The sequence below is a fragment of the Pseudomonas marincola genome (genome assembly GCF_900116605.1).
Classification (GTDB): Bacteria; Pseudomonadota; Gammaproteobacteria; order Pseudomonadales; family Pseudomonadaceae; genus Aquipseudomonas; species Aquipseudomonas marincola.
The window spans coordinates 274,715-294,175 of the sequence record NZ_FPBC01000002.1 but is presented as its reverse complement, the minus strand read 5'-3'; the positions used below and the strand labels follow the sequence as shown (position 1 = coordinate 294,175).

General features: G+C 56.4%; 14 protein-coding genes. 7 read left to right on the top strand and 7 right to left on the bottom strand.

All coding sequences use genetic code 11. The features are described from left to right. Positions 1 to 4: 4 nt before the first annotated feature. The 3 genes from BM395_RS05775 (at position 5) to BM395_RS05765 (ending at position 3,896) form a co-directional block, all read left to right on the top strand. Positions 5 to 1,282 (top strand): serine hydrolase, encoded by a 1,278-nt coding sequence (locus tag BM395_RS05775; RefSeq protein WP_090509662.1) that lies wholly within the window; start codon positions 5 to 7, stop codon positions 1,280 to 1,282. A gap of 80 nt (positions 1,283 to 1,362) precedes the next feature. Continuing rightward, positions 1,363 to 2,985, top strand: coding sequence for an ATP translocase (locus BM395_RS05770; protein WP_090509659.1), 1,623 nt, complete (start codon positions 1,363 to 1,365; stop codon positions 2,983 to 2,985). An 11-nt stretch (positions 2,986 to 2,996) separates the two neighbouring features. Then, a complete protein-coding gene (locus BM395_RS05765) occupies positions 2,997 to 3,896 on the top strand; it encodes a serine hydrolase (protein ID WP_090509656.1) in 900 nt (299 codons plus the stop codon). An 80-nt stretch (positions 3,897 to 3,976) separates the two neighbouring features. Here the strand turns inward: BM395_RS05765 and BM395_RS05760 are convergent, their stop codons facing one another. After that, on the bottom strand, positions 3,977 to 6,211 hold the full coding sequence (locus BM395_RS05760; RefSeq protein WP_069898053.1) for a TonB-dependent receptor: 2,235 nt from the start codon (positions 6,209 to 6,211) through the stop codon (positions 3,977 to 3,979). 167 nt (positions 6,212 to 6,378) lie between these two features. On the opposite strand from BM395_RS05760, the gene BM395_RS05755 reads away from it, so the two are divergent. Continuing rightward, positions 6,379 to 7,059 carry a Fe2+-dependent dioxygenase gene (locus tag BM395_RS05755; RefSeq protein WP_090509652.1) on the top strand — a complete coding sequence of 227 codons (681 nt, stop codon included), beginning with the start codon at positions 6,379 to 6,381 and terminating at the stop codon, positions 7,057 to 7,059. 5 nt (positions 7,060 to 7,064) lie between these two features. Continuing rightward, positions 7,065 to 7,823: a tetratricopeptide repeat protein gene (locus tag BM395_RS05750; RefSeq protein ID WP_090509650.1), complete on the top strand. Its 759-nt coding sequence runs from the start codon at positions 7,065 to 7,067 to the stop codon at positions 7,821 to 7,823. 176 nt (positions 7,824 to 7,999) lie between these two features. On the opposite strand, the gene BM395_RS05745 is transcribed toward BM395_RS05750, so the two are convergent. The 6 genes from BM395_RS05745 to BM395_RS05720 all read right to left on the bottom strand — a co-directional run bounded on the left by BM395_RS05745 (position 8,000) and on the right by BM395_RS05720 (position 16,388). After that, positions 8,000 to 9,196 carry a pyridoxal phosphate-dependent aminotransferase gene (locus BM395_RS05745; protein WP_090509811.1) on the bottom strand — a complete coding sequence of 399 codons (1,197 nt, stop codon included), beginning with the start codon at positions 9,194 to 9,196 and terminating at the stop codon, positions 8,000 to 8,002. A gap of 19 nt (positions 9,197 to 9,215) precedes the next feature. Beyond that, complete coding sequence (locus tag BM395_RS05740; RefSeq protein WP_425287582.1) at positions 9,216 to 10,850, bottom strand: 5-guanidino-2-oxopentanoate decarboxylase; 1,635 nt, start codon at positions 10,848 to 10,850, stop codon at positions 9,216 to 9,218. 115 nt (positions 10,851 to 10,965) lie between these two features. Next, positions 10,966 to 12,459, bottom strand: a complete 1,494-nt coding sequence (gene nhaC / locus BM395_RS05735) for a Na+/H+ antiporter NhaC (protein WP_090509647.1) — start codon at positions 12,457 to 12,459, stop codon at positions 10,966 to 10,968. A 118-nt stretch (positions 12,460 to 12,577) separates the two neighbouring features. Further along, a complete protein-coding gene (locus tag BM395_RS05730) occupies positions 12,578 to 14,851 on the bottom strand; it encodes an ATP-binding protein (protein ID WP_090509644.1) in 2,274 nt (757 codons plus the stop codon). After that, positions 14,848 to 15,654 (bottom strand): substrate-binding periplasmic protein, encoded by an 807-nt coding sequence (locus tag BM395_RS05725; RefSeq protein WP_090509641.1) that lies wholly within the window; start codon positions 15,652 to 15,654, stop codon positions 14,848 to 14,850. The genes BM395_RS05730 and BM395_RS05725 overlap by 4 nt, the downstream gene beginning before the upstream one ends. Then, positions 15,651 to 16,388: a response regulator gene (locus BM395_RS05720; protein ID WP_090509805.1), complete on the bottom strand. Its 738-nt coding sequence runs from the start codon at positions 16,386 to 16,388 to the stop codon at positions 15,651 to 15,653. Before BM395_RS05720 ends, BM395_RS05725 begins: the two co-directional genes overlap by 4 nt. Positions 16,389 to 16,856: 468 nt before the next feature. Here BM395_RS05720 and BM395_RS05715 point away from each other — a divergent pair, with 468 nt between their 5' ends. Both BM395_RS05715 and BM395_RS05710 read left to right on the top strand, forming a co-directional pair. Further along, entirely contained in the window at positions 16,857 to 17,927 is a 1,071-nt protein-coding gene (locus BM395_RS05715; protein WP_090509803.1) for a polyamine ABC transporter substrate-binding protein, read from the top strand. 61 nt (positions 17,928 to 17,988) lie between these two features. Then, positions 17,989 to 19,407: an aminotransferase gene (locus tag BM395_RS05710; RefSeq protein ID WP_090509638.1), complete on the top strand. Its 1,419-nt coding sequence runs from the start codon at positions 17,989 to 17,991 to the stop codon at positions 19,405 to 19,407. The last annotated feature ends 54 nt before the right edge of the window (positions 19,408 to 19,461 follow it).

The following is a 19,461-nucleotide window of genomic DNA, read 5'->3' as shown; positions in this document are numbered from 1 at the left end:
CAACATGAAGTATTTTTTGCGTGGTATTAGCGCCTGCTTACTGACGCTGAGCGCCGACCTCAGTTACGCCTATCCCGTCGATGGCTACCCCGAAACCGGCATCCGCCGTTTGGAATATTACCGCCTGGGTGATGCAGGGTTAATCAAAGGCAAAAAACTCTATGAAGGCGCCAGACTCCTCACTCCAGCGGTGATGCCGCGCTTGCTCGACACTCAACAGAACGCCGTTAAATTGCCCAACGTAGACCGCCAGTTGAGTGCAAAGCTTGGCAAATTAATACCGTCTCAACCCAGCCGTTACAGCATCAGCCTGCTGGATTTATCCGACCCCGATAAACCGCTGTATGCAGAACATAATCCAGGCTTTCGCGATAACGTCGGCAGCGTAGGGAAAATGCTGGTCGCAGTTGCCCTGTTCGCCAAACTGCGCGACATCTACCCCGACGACACGGCCAAGCGCCAGGCGATTCTGAAAGACACCCGCGTGGTAGCCGACTCGTTCAGCCTGCGCGACAGTCACACCGTGCGATTCTGGAATGTCGAAAAACGCACCTTGCGCCGCGCACCACTGCGCCCCGGTGACAGCGGTAATCTTTACGAATACCTCGACTGGATGCTGTCACCCAGTTCCAACTCAGCCGCGGCTATGGTGCAACGAGAACTGGTATTGATGAGCCACTTCGGTAAGCGCTATCCCGCCCCGAGTAACGAAAGCGCGGCATACCTGAAGAACACCCCCAAGAAACAATTGGGCGAGGTGTTTCTAAACGCCATGAATGCGCCGCTGATTGAGTTGGGCATTGATACCAGCAAACTGCGCCAAGGCAGCTTTTTTACCCGAACCGGTAAGCAACGTATTCCCGGCACCAGCAGTTACGGCACCAGTCGCGAGTTGATGAAACTGCTCTACCTGATGGAAGCCGGGCAACTGGTTGATCAGTTTTCCAGTATCGAAATCAAGCGTTTGATGTATCTCACAGAACGGCGGATTCGTTATGCCTCGCACCCCAATATGTATGGCGATGCGATTTACTTCAAATCTGGCTCGCTCTACAGCTGCGTAAAAGAAGCCGGCTTTAGCTGCGGCAAATACAAAGGCAATAAACGCAACTTGCTCGCCTCACTGGCGATTGTCGAGTCACCCGCCAAGCAGCGTAAGTATCACTATCTGGTAGTTGTGCAATCGAACGTACTGCGCGTGAATTCGGCAGTTGCACACCAAACGCTGGCAGCCCGTGTGGCCAAGCTGGTGGCAGCACAGCATCCCGATAAAACCCCGTAGTTGACCACAAGGCAAATCTCCCTAACCGCGATTGACTGCGTGTCACTGGCGGTTTTCATTTGGCAGTTCGGCTATAAACCATGACCCAAACACTCAGCTTATTTGAGCGCACGCTCAACCTCTTCACTCGGGTACGGGCTGGCGAGGGCCGCACTGTCGCCGTTTTCGCGCTGTATGCGGGCCTGATTACCATCTCGTATTACATCTTTAAAACGCTGCGCGAACCCCTGGTTATTGCGTCCGCATCTGCAGATGCCAAAGCCTATTCAACTGCACTGGCGGCTTTGGTGTTGTTGCTGTTTATGCCGGTTTACAGCTCGCTGTTTCGTGCGGTCTCGCGTGAAAAGCTGGTGATGATTCTGGCGTTAGCCTTTGCCGCGATGGGACTGGCTTTTGCCGCGTGTTACCAAGCGGGCATGAATATCGGCTACGTCTATTACGTCTGGGTATCGATATATGGCGTGGTGATGGTGGCGCAGTTTTGGGTGTTCGCCAACGGCTCGTTCAATGTCAAAAGCGGCAAGCGTTTGTTTCCGATCATTTTAATGGGCGCATCCGTGGGCGGCTTGATGGGTGCGCAAATCGCCAGTTGGGTGCTGAGCTATTCGGGGGTGTTCAGCGGCTTGCTGGTGGCATCGCTGGTGATCGCATCAACCGCTGCACTGCCCTACTTTGCCCGTAACAGCGTGCCGAAAGAATCGCGCTGTATCGACTGCCATTTATATCAACCCAAAGCCAGCGGGCTGCTAGGCGGAATCAGCGTGGTGTTTAACTCCAAACTGCTGCTACTGATTGCCGGCTACGCGTTGATACTGAACATTATCAACAGCAGCGGCGAATATATTTTTGCCCAGGCGTTGCTCGACCATGTCGACAGTCTGAGCATTGTAGATTTGTATCAGCGACAAAATTACATCGGTCAGGTGTATGCCCAATTCAGCTTTTGGGTGACAGCAATTGCACTTGCATTACAGCTATTTGTGGTCAGCCGGATATTCATTCACTTCGGCATGCCGGTGGCCATTTTAGTCATGCCTGTGCTGATGACTATTGGCTACCTCCTCGGCGGTTTTTTACCCGTTTTCAGTTTTATTTACCTGCTCAAAGTAACGGATAACAGCCTTGATTACTCTATAACTAACACCGTGCGTCAAACCTTGTTTTTGCCTGTTACCCATGCGGAAAAGTTTGAAGGCAAAACCGCAATTGACACCTTGTTTTGGCGCTTGGGTGATTTATTTCAGGCGGGTTTGATATACGCATCGATCCACTGGCTGGGCTGGGGGATCGCTCAACTGATGATGTTTTGCGCCGTGTTAGGCGTTATCTGGATTGTATTTAGCCGCCTGATCAGCACTGAGTATCAACGCCGCATTGTTGAACATCCGGGTGAAGCACCGAAGTTGAATGCGCCGTTTGATGAAATCCCGGTCATGCCGGGCAGAGAGCTGTTATTTCGCATCCCCAGCAATACATTCACCGCAGCAGACCCGAGTGACTGCTTACACCTGAGCGCCAAACAGGCAGACGGTTCAGCCCTGCCAAGCTGGCTTAACTTACACGCGAAAGAGGCGCTGTTCAGGGGCGTGGCACCGCATGCCTTGAGCCCACTGAGCCTGAAACTGACGGCTAGTGACGACGCGGGGCTCTGCGCTCATAACCATTTCGTACTGCAACCCATCGACCCGACTACTCATTACTAAAGGGCTTGAAAATGCAGTTTAAAAAACTATTTTTCGCCACCTGCATGCTGTTCACTTTGGGCATTAGCGCCGCACACGCCGCACCATCGGCTGTAGCGGATCAGGATTTCCCCAAGCAAGCCGACCCACACTTGCAAACACTGCTTGATTCAGTGGTCGACAAACGCGGGATTTCTCAATTGATGAAGCAAAAGAAAATCTCCATCACACTGGTTGATATCAGCCAGCTGAAACAACCGAAGATGGCCAACATCAACGGCGACACTACGCTGTACGCGGCGAGCTTGCCTAAGCTGGCGATCATGCTGGCGGTGTTCGAAGAAATCTCACAGGGCAACCTTGAGATGACGCCATCACTGCGCACCTCGTTGGATGCAATGATTAAGCACTCATCCAATGTTGAAGCCTCAAGGCTTTACCACCTTGTGGGGCCTGCCCGCATTGCCGAGATTTTGCAGTCTGAGCGCTATCAGCTCTACGACCAGGACGCCGGTGGCGGACTTTGGGTCGGCAAAGAATATGGCAAAGAGGGTGCGTGGAAACGTGATCCGCTGGAGCATGTCAGCCACGGTGCGAGTGGCCTGCAAGTCGCACGCTTTTACTACATGCTGGAACGCAGTGAGTTGGCCTCGCCAGAAAACTGCCCGGTGATGAAAGACATACTGGCTGACTCAGCAATCAACCATAAATTCGTTAAAGGCATGAACACCATTCACCCCGATGCACAAGTGTTCAGAAAGTCTGGGACATGGCGTGATTACCACGCAGACAGCGCCATTATCGAGCGCAAGGATGGTCGCCAGTACATCGCCGTTGTACTCGCACAAACCACGCAGGGCGGTAAATTACTCGAACAAATAATTGTCGATCTCGACAAAATTATTGATCAGACGCCAGTGGCGGCGGGTTAATCGCCAGGGTCTATCAACCCTCTAAACGCAAACGGCCCCAGCAGTTTTTGCTGGGGCCGTTTGTGTTACACCGCTGACACTCAGAAGTGGAAGTTGGTGCTCAGCAGCGCCGTACGGCCAGCAGCAACGTGGGCGTAGTGGCTGGCGTAAACCTGATCGTAATAACGCTCGTCGGTCAGGTTCTGCACGTTGAGTTGCAGGTCCAGCGACTCGCTGACACGGTACTTGGCCATTGCATCGTAGCGCCAGTAGTCAGGCACTTCGATGGTGTTGGCGGTGTTGCCGAAACGCGAATCGACGTAGTTGGCGCCCGCCCCCACACTCAGGTCTTGAGTGATGTTGTAGGTGGTCCAGAAGCTGAAGCTGTTTTCTGGAGTGCTCGGGATATCGTTGCCGTCGTATACACCTTCAACGCCGCTGACCGCGCCGCCGTCCACCAACTCGCCATCGAGGTAGGTGTAGCTGGCGAATACCTGCCAGTCACGGGTGATCTGGCCAGTTGCACCCAACTCGAAACCATCAACCTTGGTTTCACCGATATTGCGTGTGGTGCCATCAACATCGGCGACACGGGCGTTGGTTTTCTCGGTGCGGAAGATAGCCGCATTCAAGCCCAGACGGTTGTCGAAAAGGTCCCACTTGGTGCCGATTTCGTAGTTACGGTTACGCTCTGGTTCAAGCGATTCAACAGCGGCGCTCAGGCTGTCCGCACCTTCACCCGCGGTTTCACCGGCCGGGTTGCTGGAAGTCGACCACGCCACATAGATGCTGCCGTTTTCAGTCGGGTTGAACACCAGACCAGTCTGGTAGCTCCAGAAATGGCTTTTGTTCTCGTACTTGAAATCACCTGCTGGCGTGGTACGACCGCCAGTGCTGTAACCGCTAGAGGTGGTCTCGTAGTCGTCGTAGCGCAAGCCGAGGTTCAACGACCACTGCTCGTTGAATTTCAGCGTATCAAACACATAACCCGCCAACGTGTCGGTATCAGTGTCGGTGTAGGCCTGGCTGTCGGTGATGGTGCCAGTCCAGCCCGAATCCGGATTCGGGTTGCTCAACGAGGTGCAGTCGCCATTGGCAATCAACGCCGCATTACAGGTAGAACCACTCACCGCAGAAGTCACAACATAAGGGCGGTTATGCACGCCCTGACGGCTGATTTCGATACCAGTTACCAGCGTGTGCTCGATGCTGCCGGTGTTGAACAAGGCCTTGAGGTCGGTCTGGTTGATCCAGCTTTCGTTGGTTGAGTTACGGCTCTTGGCCGAACGATAAACGAAACCATCATCGACGTTGCCACGGCTGTCATCCGGGTTACTCACCACGTAGTCGAGGGTGGTGCGCGCCGCGCGGAAGTTGTTGCTCAGTGTCAGGTTGTCGTTCAGGTCATGCTCAAGCTTGATGGTGCCGGCATCACTGGTGCTTTCGCGGTAATCACGCGAGTCGATACCGTAGAAGTTATCTTCATCGGTGTTCACCGGTGTACGGATCGGGTTGCTCGCGCTCGCCTCAGTCAGCGGAATGCCGTAGTCAGGCATATCGTCTGTTTCGAGGTGATAGTAAGACAGCGTGAGGCGCGTCGGCGTATCAAAACCAAATGTGATAGTCGGCGCAACACCCCAGCGGCTTACATCGACACCATCGCGACCGGCGACGTTGGCTTCATGCTTGAGCAGGTTCAAACGCCCGGCGATGTTGTCCGCCAGCTTGCGGTTCACATCCAGCGTATAGCGGTGAGTCTGGTCGGAGCCGTAGGTGAAGCTGGCATCACCGAAGTCATCCATTTTCGCCGACTTGCTGATCAGGTTGAGGCTACCACCGGTAGAACCTGCACCCGTGTAGGCAGAGCCCGGGCCTTTGCTGACTTCGATCTGTTCGACGTTGAAGATCTCGCGGGTCTGCGATCCAACATCACGCAGGCCATCGATAAAGGTATCGCTCTCGGCGTTGAAGCCACGAATGATCGGGCGGTCACCGGCAGGGTTGCCACCCTCGCCCGCACCGAAGGTGATGCCGGACGTGGTGCGCAATGCATCAGCAAGGCTCAGCGAGCCGGTATCCTTAATCACCTGATCAGAAATGACCGTAACGCTTTTTGGGGTTTCGCGCAGTGGCGCGGTGTATTTAGACGAAGCCGACTCAGCTTTGTATTCGCCTTGTTGTTGGCCAGTAACAGTGTCTGACCCCAGCGATAACACCTCATCGGATGTTTTCTGCTCTTCTGCCTGTGCCCAACCGGCAGACATCGCGGTGGCGGCGCCTACCGCCGAGACTAAAAGCCGCGTTTTGAACAGATTACCTTCAACTCCACCACGCATGAACCAACCTCCCCTGTGAATTTCAGCGCCAATCTTAAATCGCAATCACAACGAATTACAATTACTAATGATTCGCATTTGATAAGAATTTGAATTAGTATCACGTCCTATCAAATACCCGTATCCCCTCTTGGCACGCGCTGTCATTCAGCCATCTGGAGCTTTCCATGCTTGTCCATATACCTGCAGTCTTCACCCGCGACGAAGTCCTGCGTATTCGCGAGGCACTTGAGGCGGCGCAGTGGGTGGATGGCAAAGTCACGGCGGGTTACCAGTCGGCGCAAGCCAAGAACAACATCCAGTTGCCCGAAGGCAGCCCGCTGGCCAAGGAAATCAGCCAGGCCATGCTTGAGCGGTTATGGCAAAACCCGCTGTTCATGTCTGCCGCCTTGCCCAACAAGGTCTTCCCGCCCTTGTTCAACTGTTACCGCTCCGGGGACGATTTCGGCTACCACATCGACAACGCCGTGCGGCAGGTCAAGGGCTCTGCTGAACGCGTGCGTACGGATCTGTCATCAACGCTTTTCTTCAGCGACCCGGATGAATACGACGGCGGCGAACTGACCATTCAAGACACCTACGGCGTGCAGCAAGTGAAATTGCCAGCTGGTGATCTGGTGCTCTACCCGGCAAGCAGCCTGCACAAGGTGGCGCCGGTCACCCGTGGCGCTCGATTTGCTTCGTTCTTCTGGACCCAGAGTCTGGTCCGCGAAGACAGCCAGCGCGCCTTGCTGTTCGAGATGGATAACGCTATTCAGCAGCTCACCCAGGATGTGCCCGATCACCCGGCACTGACCCAACTCACCGGCAGTTATCACAACCTGTTGCGCCGCTGGGTCGAGGTTTAAACGCTGTGGACTATGTGCTGCGCCGCCGCGAGCCAGAAGCATCCAACACCTCTGACGCAGCAGTAGCCGACAACCCACGGCAAACTGCGCAGTGGCTGCTCGCCTGCGCCGCTCAAGGCGAGCTGGAAGCACAAGCGCTACTCGGCCAGATATTGCTCGATGGGCATGGGATTCAACGCGATCCGGCATTGGCCCGGCGCTGGTTTTCGATTGCCGCTGCGCGCGGTCACTCTATGGCCATCAACATGCTCGGCCGTTGCCATGAACATGGCTGGGGCGGCGCGACGGACTTGACTGCTGCGCTGAGCTGCTACCAGACAGCGGCGACCAAGGGGCTGGATTGGGCCATGTACAACCAGGCTAATTTGCTTGCTACAGGTCGCGCCGGCGTGATCGATTTAGCACAAGCATTCTGCCTCTATCAGCAAGCCGCAGAGCTAGGCCATGCCAAATCAATGAACCTGCTCGGTCGCTTTTATGAGGAAGGCACGGTTGTTCTCGCCGACCCGCAAACAGCCCTTGAATGGTTCCGCCGCTCGGCAGAAGGTGGCGATTTCCGAGGACAATTCAGCTACGCCGGAAGGCTGCTGGAACAAGGCGACCTGACGGGCGCAATCAGCTGGTTCAACACTGCACTGGCGACGGGAAACTTGAATTTTTTACGCAGTGCCAGCCGCACGCTGCAGGGGCTCAACCACCCCGAGTTATACGACATCAGCCAGCGTTATGCACAGCGGACAGCGGAATTAGAGTCCAGCGTCTGACACCTGTGCAGAGCCCGAAGATCCAAGCCTGATCAGGCAGCATGCAGCGCAATCAAGCATTTCAACTGCGACAACATACTGTGCGCGGACGTCGCTCGATCTGCCGACTGTCTCTGCTCACGTCTAGCGTAATGGGCAGGCCGCACGCCGCCTGCCCATCAACTTATGCCCGTGCCTTACACCTGCGCCTCAAGGTTTTTCTCACACAGTGAAGCGGCAAAGCGGGCGATGCGCTGGCATGCATCACGCAGAGGCGCTTCGCCCAGCACCAGACCGAGGCGGATATGGCCGGCGGCGCTAGGCCCGAATGCCTCGCCCGCCAGCACCGACACGCCGCATTCATCCAGCAGTTGATTGGAAAATTGTTGAGCGGACAGACCCGTCTCACGAATATCAACCATCACAAACATTCCGCCATCGGGCTTCAATGCGCGAATGCCCGGGCAATCGGCCAAACACTCACACACCAGATCGCGGCGCTGACGATAAGCCTCGCGCATGGCGACCAGCTCCGGCAGTTGCGCGTCAAGGGCAACGCACGCAGCGTGCTGGACGAAATCCGGCAAACCGTAAAGCATGCACAAGGCCAGATTGGTCAGATGATCGGCCAACTCTCGCGGCGCGACGACCCAACCGACTCGCCAGCCAGTCATGGCGTGAGACTTGGACAGGCTGTTGATCGTAGCCGTGCGTTCAGCCATGCCCGGCAAACTGGCCGGGCTGATGTGCTCGCCTTCGTAGAGTAATTCGCTGTAGACCTCATCAGAGATCAGCCACAAGTCATTGCCAATACACAGTTGCGCCAGTGCTTCCCACGTGGCCTTGGGCAAGCTGGCGCCGGACGGGTTATGCGGGCTGTTGACAGCAATCGCGCGGGTGCGTGGCGTGATCAGCGCCGCAACATCTTCGGCCTGCAGGCGAAAGCCATTTTCGGCACGCACCGGCACCGGAACAACCTTGGCACCACAAGCACCGAATACGGCCTCGTAGGTGACGTACATCGGCTCGGCGACAATCACCTCATCACCGGGATTGAGCACACACTGCGCCACACTGAAAAGTGCGCACTGGCCGCCCGCCAACACCACCACTTGCTCAGCCTCGACATCCGCTCCGCTGCGCTGGTTATGCCGCGCGGCAATGCGCTCACGCAGCAACTGGTTGCCGCGCACTTCGGTGTAGTGCGTGTGGCCATTGTTGAGGCTGTCGATGGCTGCCTGAACAATCGGTTGCGGGGTGTCGAAGTCCGGGTCACCCACAGACAACAGCAATACATCCTCACCCTGTTCCTGGCGCGCCAGCGCGCGGTAGTGAATGTCCCATGCTGCAGCGCCTTCACCGGCAATACGTCGAGTCACATCAGAAAATCGCATCATGCTCTCCCGCCTGCGCTTACTGCGCGCACGTGTGTTTGAGTTCAATCAGGGTCACGCCAGCATGGGCAAAACCACTGTGTAAATCAGCTTCCAACTGCGCCAGGCTTTGTGGCTCGCGCACTTCACAACCGAAGGCACGCGCCAGCGCTGCGAAATCCGGATTACGCGGCAACACGCCTATCGGCTCGATATCCAGCCCGAGCATATCGTCACGAATCTGCCCCAGCGCATCGTTGTTCCACAGCAGCACCACTAGCGGGCTGTCGAGTTCCTCAACCGCCGTGGCCAACTCTTGTGCGGTGTAGAGAAATCCGCCATCGCCGACCAAGACCAACCCGGGCCGCTGCGGGGCGCCAAACTTGGCACCGATTCCGGCAGGCAAGCCATAACCAAGCGTGCCGTAACCGGTTGGATGCAACCAGCTGCGTGGCTGCGAGCTGGCAAACGCATAGTTACCGGTGTAGGCCAATTGAGTCATGTCGGTGCTGATAAACGCATTAGCAGGCAAAGCGGCCTGCACCCGATCGAGAATAGCCTGATGAATTTTCTGCAAGGGGCCATGCGAGGCTTTGACCGCCGCCTGTACTGTGGCCACGGCATCCTGCGCCTCGCCAGAGGCAGCGTTTGCGGCAGGCAGTTGCTCAACCAGTGCGCGCAATGTGTGCTGCGAATCCCCTTGCAATGCCAGCGCACAGGGATAGAAATCGTTGAACTTGCGCGGGTCGATGTCCACGCGAATGATCTCGCCAGTCAGCGGTAAACGTTCGCGCCAGAAATCGGTATCGGCCATTTCAGTGCCGACAGCTAGCACCACATCTGCTTGCTCAATCAGCTGCCAGCCTGCTTCAGTGCACAAGGTCGAACCGGCATTAAGCGGCTCATCCACGGCCAACAGTCCCTTGCCGGCAACGCTGGTAAACACTGGCGCGGCTAAACGCTGGCTCAGTTGCTGTACCTCGGCCCCCGCATTCAAGGCGCCGCCACCGGCAATAATCATCGGCCGTTTAGCAGCCGATAATTTGGCCGCTGCGGCTGCCAGCACCTCAGTCGCCGGCACGCCGCGCGTCGGACGCCGCACCACCTCAGCGGTCCAGTCACGGGCAATCGGCGCTGCCAGCACATCCAGCGGCACCGAAATATGCACAGGCCGGGGCCGCTCGCTGTCGAATACCGCGTAAGCACGGGCGATCAGTTCGGGGAGGTCTTCCGGCGTTAGCGCCACGGCCGAAAACGCCGTGATAGGGGCCGTCAGCGCACGTTGATCCTGAGTCTCGTGCAGGCAACCCCAACCTTTGCCCAAGCTGGCCGTATGGTTGACGCTGGAAATCACCAGCATTGGAATCGAGTCCGCATAGGCCTGACCGATTGGCGTCGAGGCGTTGGTAACGCCGGGGCCGGTAATCACAAAGCAGACCCCTGGCTTGCCGGTTACACGGGCGTAACCATCGGCCATGAATCCCGCACCCTGCTCGTGGCGAGTGAGTACGTGACGTATGCCGCTGCCGGGCAAGCCTCGGTATAGCTCGAGTGTATGCACGCCAGGGATACCAAATACGGTATCGACCTGATAGTTGGCCAGCAGGCGCACCAGCGCCTGCCCCCCGGTTAATGTGTCTTGAGTTTGCATCAAAAAATCCTCTTTGCTACGCATAGCCGTAGCCAAACGAGCGCCGCTGTTAAACCGAAAAGCGCACCCGACGTTTAAGCTGCACAACCAACAATGGCCCGACACTCAACATGACCGGGCCATTGCAATGTGCGCGTGGTTAGCCTGGGCTGAGCGCGGGGTTGTTCAACGCCTGCGCATCCGAGCGATCATTTTCCGGCGCATGCAACGGCATGATCTTGATGCAGAAGATGCCGTAGATCAGCGCAATGATCGGGTTGATCCAGTTGAAGAACGCAAACGGCGCGTAAGACAGTGTGGCGACGCCCAAGGTGGCGGCCATGTATACCGCGCAAGCATTCCACGGAATCAGCGAAGACGTTACCGTGCCGGCATCTTCGATGGTGCGCGACAGGTTCACGGCTGCCAGCCCACGGCGCTTGTACTCTTCTTTCCACATTTGACCCGGCAGCACCAGCGACAGGTACTGATCGCCGGTCAGCACATTGACCCCAAGGCTGGTTGCCAGCGTGGCACCGATCAGCGCACCGACCGAATGCACGCTGCGCACGATCAGGCTCAACAGGAAGCGGATGAAGCCGATGCGCTCAAGCACCGCAGTCATCATCATCGAGCAAAACACCAGAAACGCCATAAACACCATGCCGGCCATGCCACCACGGCTGAGCAGGCTGTCAACGACCTCGTTACCGGTTTGTGAGACAAACCCGGTGGCCATTACGGTCCACAACGCTTTAACCACCATGAGCGGATGCGCCAGCTCAGTTTCACCCATAAAGCGTTCAATGACCGGCATCTGAAACAACACAGCGAATACGCAAGCCAGCACACTGCACAGCATGATCGCCGGGAATGCCGCAACTTTACGCACCGACAAAGTCAGCAATGCCACCAGCGGAATCAGGTTGTACCAGGCGATATTGAACGAACTGGCCAGCTGCGCCTTGAGCGCCTCGACATTGGCAACCGAATCACCGTGTACATCGGCCTTCAACGCCAGAATAGAGAACAACACCAAGGCGATGATCAAGCTCGGCACCGACACCCAGGCCATGTGGCGGATATGGTCGAACAGATCCGCTCCGGCCACTGCCGGCGCCAGATTGGTGGTTTCCGAAAGCGGCGACATCTTGTCACCAAAGTAGGCCCCGGCAACCACAGCACCTGCGGTAATTTCAGGCGACAGACCAAAGCCGTGCGCGGTACCCATGAGGCCGACACCGATAGTCGCAGCAGTGGTCCAGGATGAGCCGATGCAGATCGATACGATCGCGCTGATAATGCAGGCCAATGGATAAAAAAAGCCGGGAGATAGCAGACTCACTCCCGCATAGAGCAGTGTTGGAACTGTACCGGCAATGATGAACGAGCCGATCAGGACACCGATAGAAAGAAAGATGAAAATGGGTGCAATGGTTTTCGAGTTGGTGGCGATCACCTCGCGTTCCAACTGCTCCCAGCTGATGCCGTTTTTCATGCCGATGAGCGCCGCAAAGCAGCCCACCATAATCAGCGCGAGTTGCAATGGACCCGACATGGGATCATCGAAAAGGCTAAGAGAGCCCGCGATCAGCGCCAGTAAGACGCCAGCGACCAACACAGCGTCGATCGCAGAAAAGTTACGCAGCTTCATTTTTTTATCCCTAATACTCGTCAGGTCTGTTGCCTGACCTCCACTTCAAGTATTCACGGGAGATGTAAGCGCTGATTGACCGCAATGAAAGGACATGTAAGAAGTCGTAACAGCTTTGTTACAAGTCCAGCAGCTTGTTGCGTGCAGCGATAACCGCCGCCGCCGTATTTTGCAGCAAGCGCTTCAATGGCTCGCGCGCTGCTGTGCATGCTGGCCCATCCTCGCGCTCTGCGGCCGACTCAATCGTGTGCAGCGTATCAGCCAAATGCCGTGCACCCAGCGACTGGCTGGAGCTGGCCAGACGGTGTGAATGCGCAACAATCTCGGGATAATCGAGCACTGCCAGTGCATCCAGAAGGCCATCGGCCTGCTGCAAGCTGGTTTGCAGGAGTGCCAACAAGTGCTCCAGTTTTTTATTGCCGAGCAACTGCTGATGGGTTTCCAGCACATGGGAATCCAGCGCGGCCTGATCGGGCCCGGCAGGCTTGCATTGCGCGACGTCGGCCAGCGCCTGGCGTAAACCTGGCAGCTGTACCGGCTTGGCGATAACACCGCGCATGCCTGCATCCAGATAACGCTGGACCATGGCCGGTTGCAGGCTCGCGGTAAATGCATAGATATGCGTGTTCTGATTGAGCCCTTGCGGGTCTTGGCGCACCTGCTGACAAACACCAATGCCACTGCCGCCGGGAAGATGTTCGTCGAGCAGAATCAAATCGAAGAGATGGCGCTGGCATGCTTCAAGCGCCGGAACAACATCATCCACCATCGTCACCCGATGCCCCTCGCGCTCCAGCAGCCCTTGCGCCACCTCACGGTTGATTTCGACATCTTCGACCACCAGCACATGCAGCGACGCCAGTGACTGTACAGGCTGCGAATTGGCCGGTTCACTCAAGGTCTGGCGGGTAATCGGCAGGCACAGCTCAAAGTAAAAACGACTGCCCTCGCCTTCACGACTCTGCAAGGTGATTTCACCGCCCATCAACTCGACCAGATGTTTGCAGATCGCCAACCCCAGACCAGCGCCACCGACGCGCTCATCAGCCTGAACAAAACGCTCGAAGATGTGGGTTTGAATCGCTTCGGGAATGCCGATCCCATTATCTTCCACAGCAAAGCCCAGCCGCTGATTGCCATCTTCCCAGCCCAGCAACTCAACGTGCAAATGCACACGTCCGTGCTCGGTGTACTTGATCGCATTGGCCAGTAAGTTCGTCAGCACCTGGCGAATAAACTGCTCAGGGCCCACGCAATTGCTATGCAGGCGCGGGTCGATGGTTAGCTCCAGACGGTTGTGATTGGCGTGTGCGTTGGGCTCAAGCAAGGTGAAGACTTGCTCGCACAATTCGCGCAGACCAAATTCAACCGACGAAGCCCGAGCCTCGCCACTGTCGAGCGTGGCAAAGTCGAGCAAGTCGTTGAGCAACGCCAGCAATCCTTCACCCGCTTTCTGCAAGGCGCCCAGCCTGCGCTGCGGCAACTCGCCAACAGTGGCCTCGTGTAGCAACTCGGCCATACCCAGAATGCCATTTAACGGCGTGCGTAACTCATGGCTCATGGTCGCGAGAAACCGTGACTTGGCCAAGTTGGCAGCCTCAGCCTCTTCCTTGGCCCGGTGCAAACTGGCAGTACGCCGCTCGACCATGCGCAGCAGTTCATCCTTCTTGCCTTGCAAGGTAATTCGGTCTGCCTCGCTACGGCGGCGATCCTCAACAATCGCCTGACGCATTTCATCGAGGGCGCGGGCGACCGCATCAATTTCGTCCTCAACTGAATTCAGCGTCTTATCGAGTTGCAGCGGCTGCTGCCATTGGCCCTTGGCGAGTTTGCGCGAGAACTCGGCCATCGCCAGCAAGTGCCGGGTCACCAATCGGTAGAACAACCACGACAAGGTGATTGCCAGCCCACAAATGAACAGTCCCATCCACAGCAGGTTGGTCAGCCCGCTGGCGACCAGTCGCCGGTGTACCGCTGCGATATCAATGCCGACTTCAAGTGTTCCGAGTGCGCGCGGCGCCTGGTTCTCGACCTGAAAGCTAAGAGGAAACTGCTCGACCTGAACCGACTCCAGCTCCAGCTTGCTGCCGTGCGTTATGTTGAAGTCGTTGCTGGAAAGACGTACCCAGGTGATATCCGGAAAATCAACCAAACCCTGCAACTGCACCTCAAGCTGGTTACGATTGAGGTCCCACACGCTGCGCTCGATGCTGGCTTGATAACCATTGCGGATCAATTCCAGACGTGAGTCGATATTGCTCATTTCACGCTGGTATTCGAAGTACATCTGTACGGCACTGGCCAACAAGGTGAAGCACAGGCTGAACAGCAAGATGAACCGCAGCAATCGCTGCGACACGCCACCAGACGGGGTAACTTCAAGCGCAATCATGGTGCTGCCTGCATAGCCCGGTAATCCTTTTCACTGTCTTGCAGCCATTGCTCGACCTCTCCGGCATCCACAATCCGCTGCAATTCTTGGTCAATCTCGGCCATGTGCGCCGCTAACGGCGAACGTTTGGAGACGGCAAAGTACAAGTGATCCACAGCAACTGGCACCGGCAACACCTGAATGTTTTCGGCGCCAGCCAGGTGCTCGACGAACAATTGCCCCGTTCTGCGTTCCTGGGCAATGAAGTCGATTCGGCCGCGCACGAGTTTGCCGAAGTTCTGCCGGTTGCTGGTGACCCACTCGATGTTGCCGTTCTCGGCCACAAACTTGTCGAAGGCCTGCCCATAGCTTTCACCGAACAGCAATCCGCCGCGATAACCCTTGAGATCTTCAAGTTTGTTCACTGTCAGGGGTTTATCACTGTTGTAGAACAGCGCCACCTCTTCGCGCAGTAATGCGACCTGACTGAATAACAGGTCTTTTGATCGCCCCTCGGTGCGATAAGCGATGACCATATCGACTCGCCCTTGAGCGACGTCAGTCAAGCAGCGCTTCCAGCTGCCCAATACAACTACTTCAACCGGCATATCCAGGCGGGCGAAGACTTCATGCACAGCATGCGGGGCCAGGCCACGGACTTCACCTGAGTTATCGCGCCAGGAAATGGGTGGATAAACCGGGTAATCACAGTAACGAATGGTCGCCATTGGCGAGTCGGCGGCCGGGGCCGGGTCAGCCGCGTTTGCCGCCAGCGCAGGCGTCAATGCGATGAGCATGAAGAGGCTGATAAAAAGCCGGCTCATTGGCGGCTGCTAACGTCTGAGCTAAACAGATAGCCCGCGCCGTGAATGGTGATAATTAACTGAGGGTCCGCCGGATCGTCACGCAACTTGCGCCGCAGCCGACCCACCAGCACGTCGATGGAGCGGTCATTGGGCACCCATTCGCGATTGCGCACCTGATCCATCAACTGATCGCGACTCAAGGTCTGCCCGGCATTGCGCAGCAACGCACTGAGCAATTGAAACTCGCCGTGCGTGAGCAGGTTTTCATGGCCTTCGGCGTCGATCAGGCGGCGGCGGTCGATGTCCAGCGCCCAGTCACCGAAGTATTTGATTTGCCGGCCCTCTTCGCTGCCAGCCGCCCCTGACTCGAGCGATTGTGCATGGCGAACGCGACGCACCAGATTCTTTGCCCGCGGGACCAGTTCACGGGGGTTAAAGGGCTTGACCACGTAATCATCGGCGCCCATTTCAAGGCCGACAATACGGTCCACCGCATCATCGCTGCCGGTGATCAGAATGATGCCGACTTCACTGCGTGCGCGCAGTTCGCGAGTCAGGGTAAGGCCATCTTTGCCCGGCAGGCGGATATCCAGCATCAGTAAATCAATCATCTGCTGCTCAAGGATTGTCTCTGCTTCTTCCGCTGTTTCGGCGCAAAGCACCTCATAGCCATCACGCTCCAGATAAGCCTTTAACATCTCGCGGATGACCGGATCGTCATCAACAATCAGGACACGGGGTGTCGCCATCATCATCTCGCCCTCGTCGCCTCATGGTGCGATGATTATAAAAGGTATCGCTGTTCCATCAGCTTGCCGAGTGGCGCGCAAAGCGACCGTCCTGTCTGAAATGCGCCACGGCTGCGAATTGCAGCGGCAAAGCTGGGCGTGCGCCAGCGGCGGGCAAATATTGAAATTGCTGCGCGCCAGCGTGAAGCCAGTTTGTTGCCACTGCAGCTTTGTGGGGCAGTAACTCTACAGCAACAGCCAAGCCTACTTAAATGATTTAGCCCGGGGCATAGCCTCGTCAGGCCACAACGTGCTGACGCAGACGGCACTGGCAGCGCTTTTCAGGCCCGCTCAGCAGCCCGCCACAGCAGACCTACCCTTAAGGGGAATGGGCAAGCGGCCGGGTCATGGTCAATATGACCCCACCAACCAATTCGAAAAAAGAAAAAGGTGGGATTTAGTTTGAATAAAACCTTCGTTGCAATTTTCAGTATGGGCCTGGCTTTCAGCCCACTAACCAACGCTGCAAGTGAGACCAAGCCAAACACCCTGCACCTGTATAACTGGTCAGATTATATTGGCGAAAACACCATCAGCGACTTCGAGAAACAAACGGGAATCAAGGTCGTTTATGACACGTTCGACTCCTACGAGTCGGTACAAGGCAAGCTGTTAACCGGACGCTCCGGCTACGACCTGGTACTGCTAAACGCCGCTTTAACCCCGCCGCTGATTGAGGCTGGAGCCTTCCAGAAGCTCGACAAAAACCAGCTCAAAAGCTGGGATAACCTTGACCCGCTAGTCCTCAAAAATCTGCAAAGCTACGATCCGGGCGTCGCCTACTCAGCGCCTTATACCTGGGGCAGCAATGGCGTTACCTACAACGTCAAAGAAATCAAAGAACGCATGCCGGACGCCCCCATTGGCTCACTGGCCATGATCTTCGACCCCAAAGTGGTGTCGAAATTTGCAGACTGCGGCGTGACCATCACCGACTCCCCGACCGATGTATTACCGCTGGCGTTGAAGTACCTCAACCGCGACCCCAACAGTGCCAGCAAAGAAGACCTCAAAGCCGCCGAAGAAGTAATCTCAGCAGTACGCCCTTATATCCGTAAATTTGACTCAGTCAGCTACCTCACAGGTTTAGCCAATGGCAACCAGTGCATGGCAATGACATGGTCCGGCGATTACGCCACAGCCCAAGCCCGCGCAGACGAAGCCGGCTCCGATGTGAAGTTGGATTACTTCATTCCCAAAGAAGGTTCACTGATCTGGTTTGATGATTTCTACATCCCGGTCGACGCGCCTAATCCCGGCAACGCGCATAAATTCCTCGAGTTCTTGTTGCAGCCAGAAGTCATTGCACAAGTCAGCAATTACATCCATTACGCCAATAGCAACAAGGCCGCAACGCCGATGCTTAAAGCCGAAGTCCGGGATAATCCGGCCATTTATCCAGACGACGAAACGCGAGCCAGACTATTCACTCAGCGACCTAAATCGCCCGCAGAAATACGTCGAATTTCCCGTACGTGGAACACCATCAAAACCGGTTACTAATCGCCACGGAGCTTCTGCGCAAGAAGCTCCAGCTAACCGCACGCTGAGCTGAGGTAAAGACATGACAACTCCAACACCTGCCTTCTTTGAGCAATTTGACGACGAAGCGCTGGTTGCTGCCGACAAAGCGCACTACATGCACGGCTACCATGTGTTTGACGACCATCGCGAAAATGGCGCGCTGAACATCGCCGCCGGTGATGGCGCCTACATTTACGACACCAAAGGTAATCGCTACCTCGACGCAGTGGGCGGAATGTGGTGCACCAACATTGGTTTGGGCCGCGAAGAAATGGCCGATGCCATTGCCGATCAGGTGCGCAAGCTGGCGTACTCCAACCCGTTCTGCGACATGGCCAATGTCACCGCGATTGAGCTGAGCGAAAAACTTGCAGAGCTGGCGCCCGGCGATCTCAACCATGTGTTTCTGACCACCGGCGGCTCAACCGCGGTCGACACGGCTTACCGGTTAATTCAGTTCTACCAGAACTGCCGCGGCAAGCATGACAAGAAGCACATCATCAGCCGCGTTAATGCGTACCATGGTTCAACCTTTCTGACCATGTCGCTGGGCGGCAAAGCGGCGGATCACCCAGCCGAGTTCGACTTTTTACAGGACAAGATTCACCACATCTCTTGCCCGAATCCTTACCGCGCCCCCGAAGGCATGACCGAGGCCGACTTCCTCGAGTTTCTGGTTAATGAATTCGAAGAGAAAATTCTCAGCATTGGCGCTGATAACGTCGCGGCCTTCTTCGCCGAGCCAATTATGGGTTCTGGCGGTGTAATCATCCCGCCTACCGGCTATCACCAGCGGATGTGGGAAGTGTGCAAGCGCTACGACGTGCTCTATGTAGCCGATGAAGTAGTCACCTCCTTCGGCCGTCTGGGCGCATTTTTCGCCTCGGATGAAGTGTTTGGCATGCAGCCAGATATCATCACCACCGCCAAAGGCCTGACCAGTGGCTACCTGCCGCTGGGCGCGCTGATCTTCTCAGATAAAATCTGGAACGAAATCGCCCAAGCGGGTCAGGAGCGCTGCTTCGCCCACGGCTTTACTTACAGCGGACACCCGGTCAGTTGCATCAGCGCGTTGAAGAACATTGAGATTATCCAGCGCGAAAAACTGCTGGATCACGTACAGGACGTGGGCAGTTACCTGGAAGAGCGCCTGCAGACTCTGGCAAGCCTGCCGCTGGTGGGTGACGTTCGCTGCAAAAAACTCATGGCCTGCGTCGAATTCGTGGCGGATAAGCGCACCAAGGAACTGTTCCCTGAAGCGCTCAACATTGGCGAAAAAATCCATTTGAAGTGCCAGGCTCGCGGCTTGTTAGTGCGCCCGATCGTGCACCTCAACGTGATGTCGCCGCCGCTGACCATTACCCACGCTCAGGTTGACGAGATTGTCGAAACCCTGCGCGAAGCCATTGAGCAAACGGCCGAAGAGCTGCTCAAAGACGGCAGTTACGCTGGCAACTAAACCGTCACACGCAAAGGCCTGCCAGCAACCACTGCCAGGCCTGTTGCCGCGATA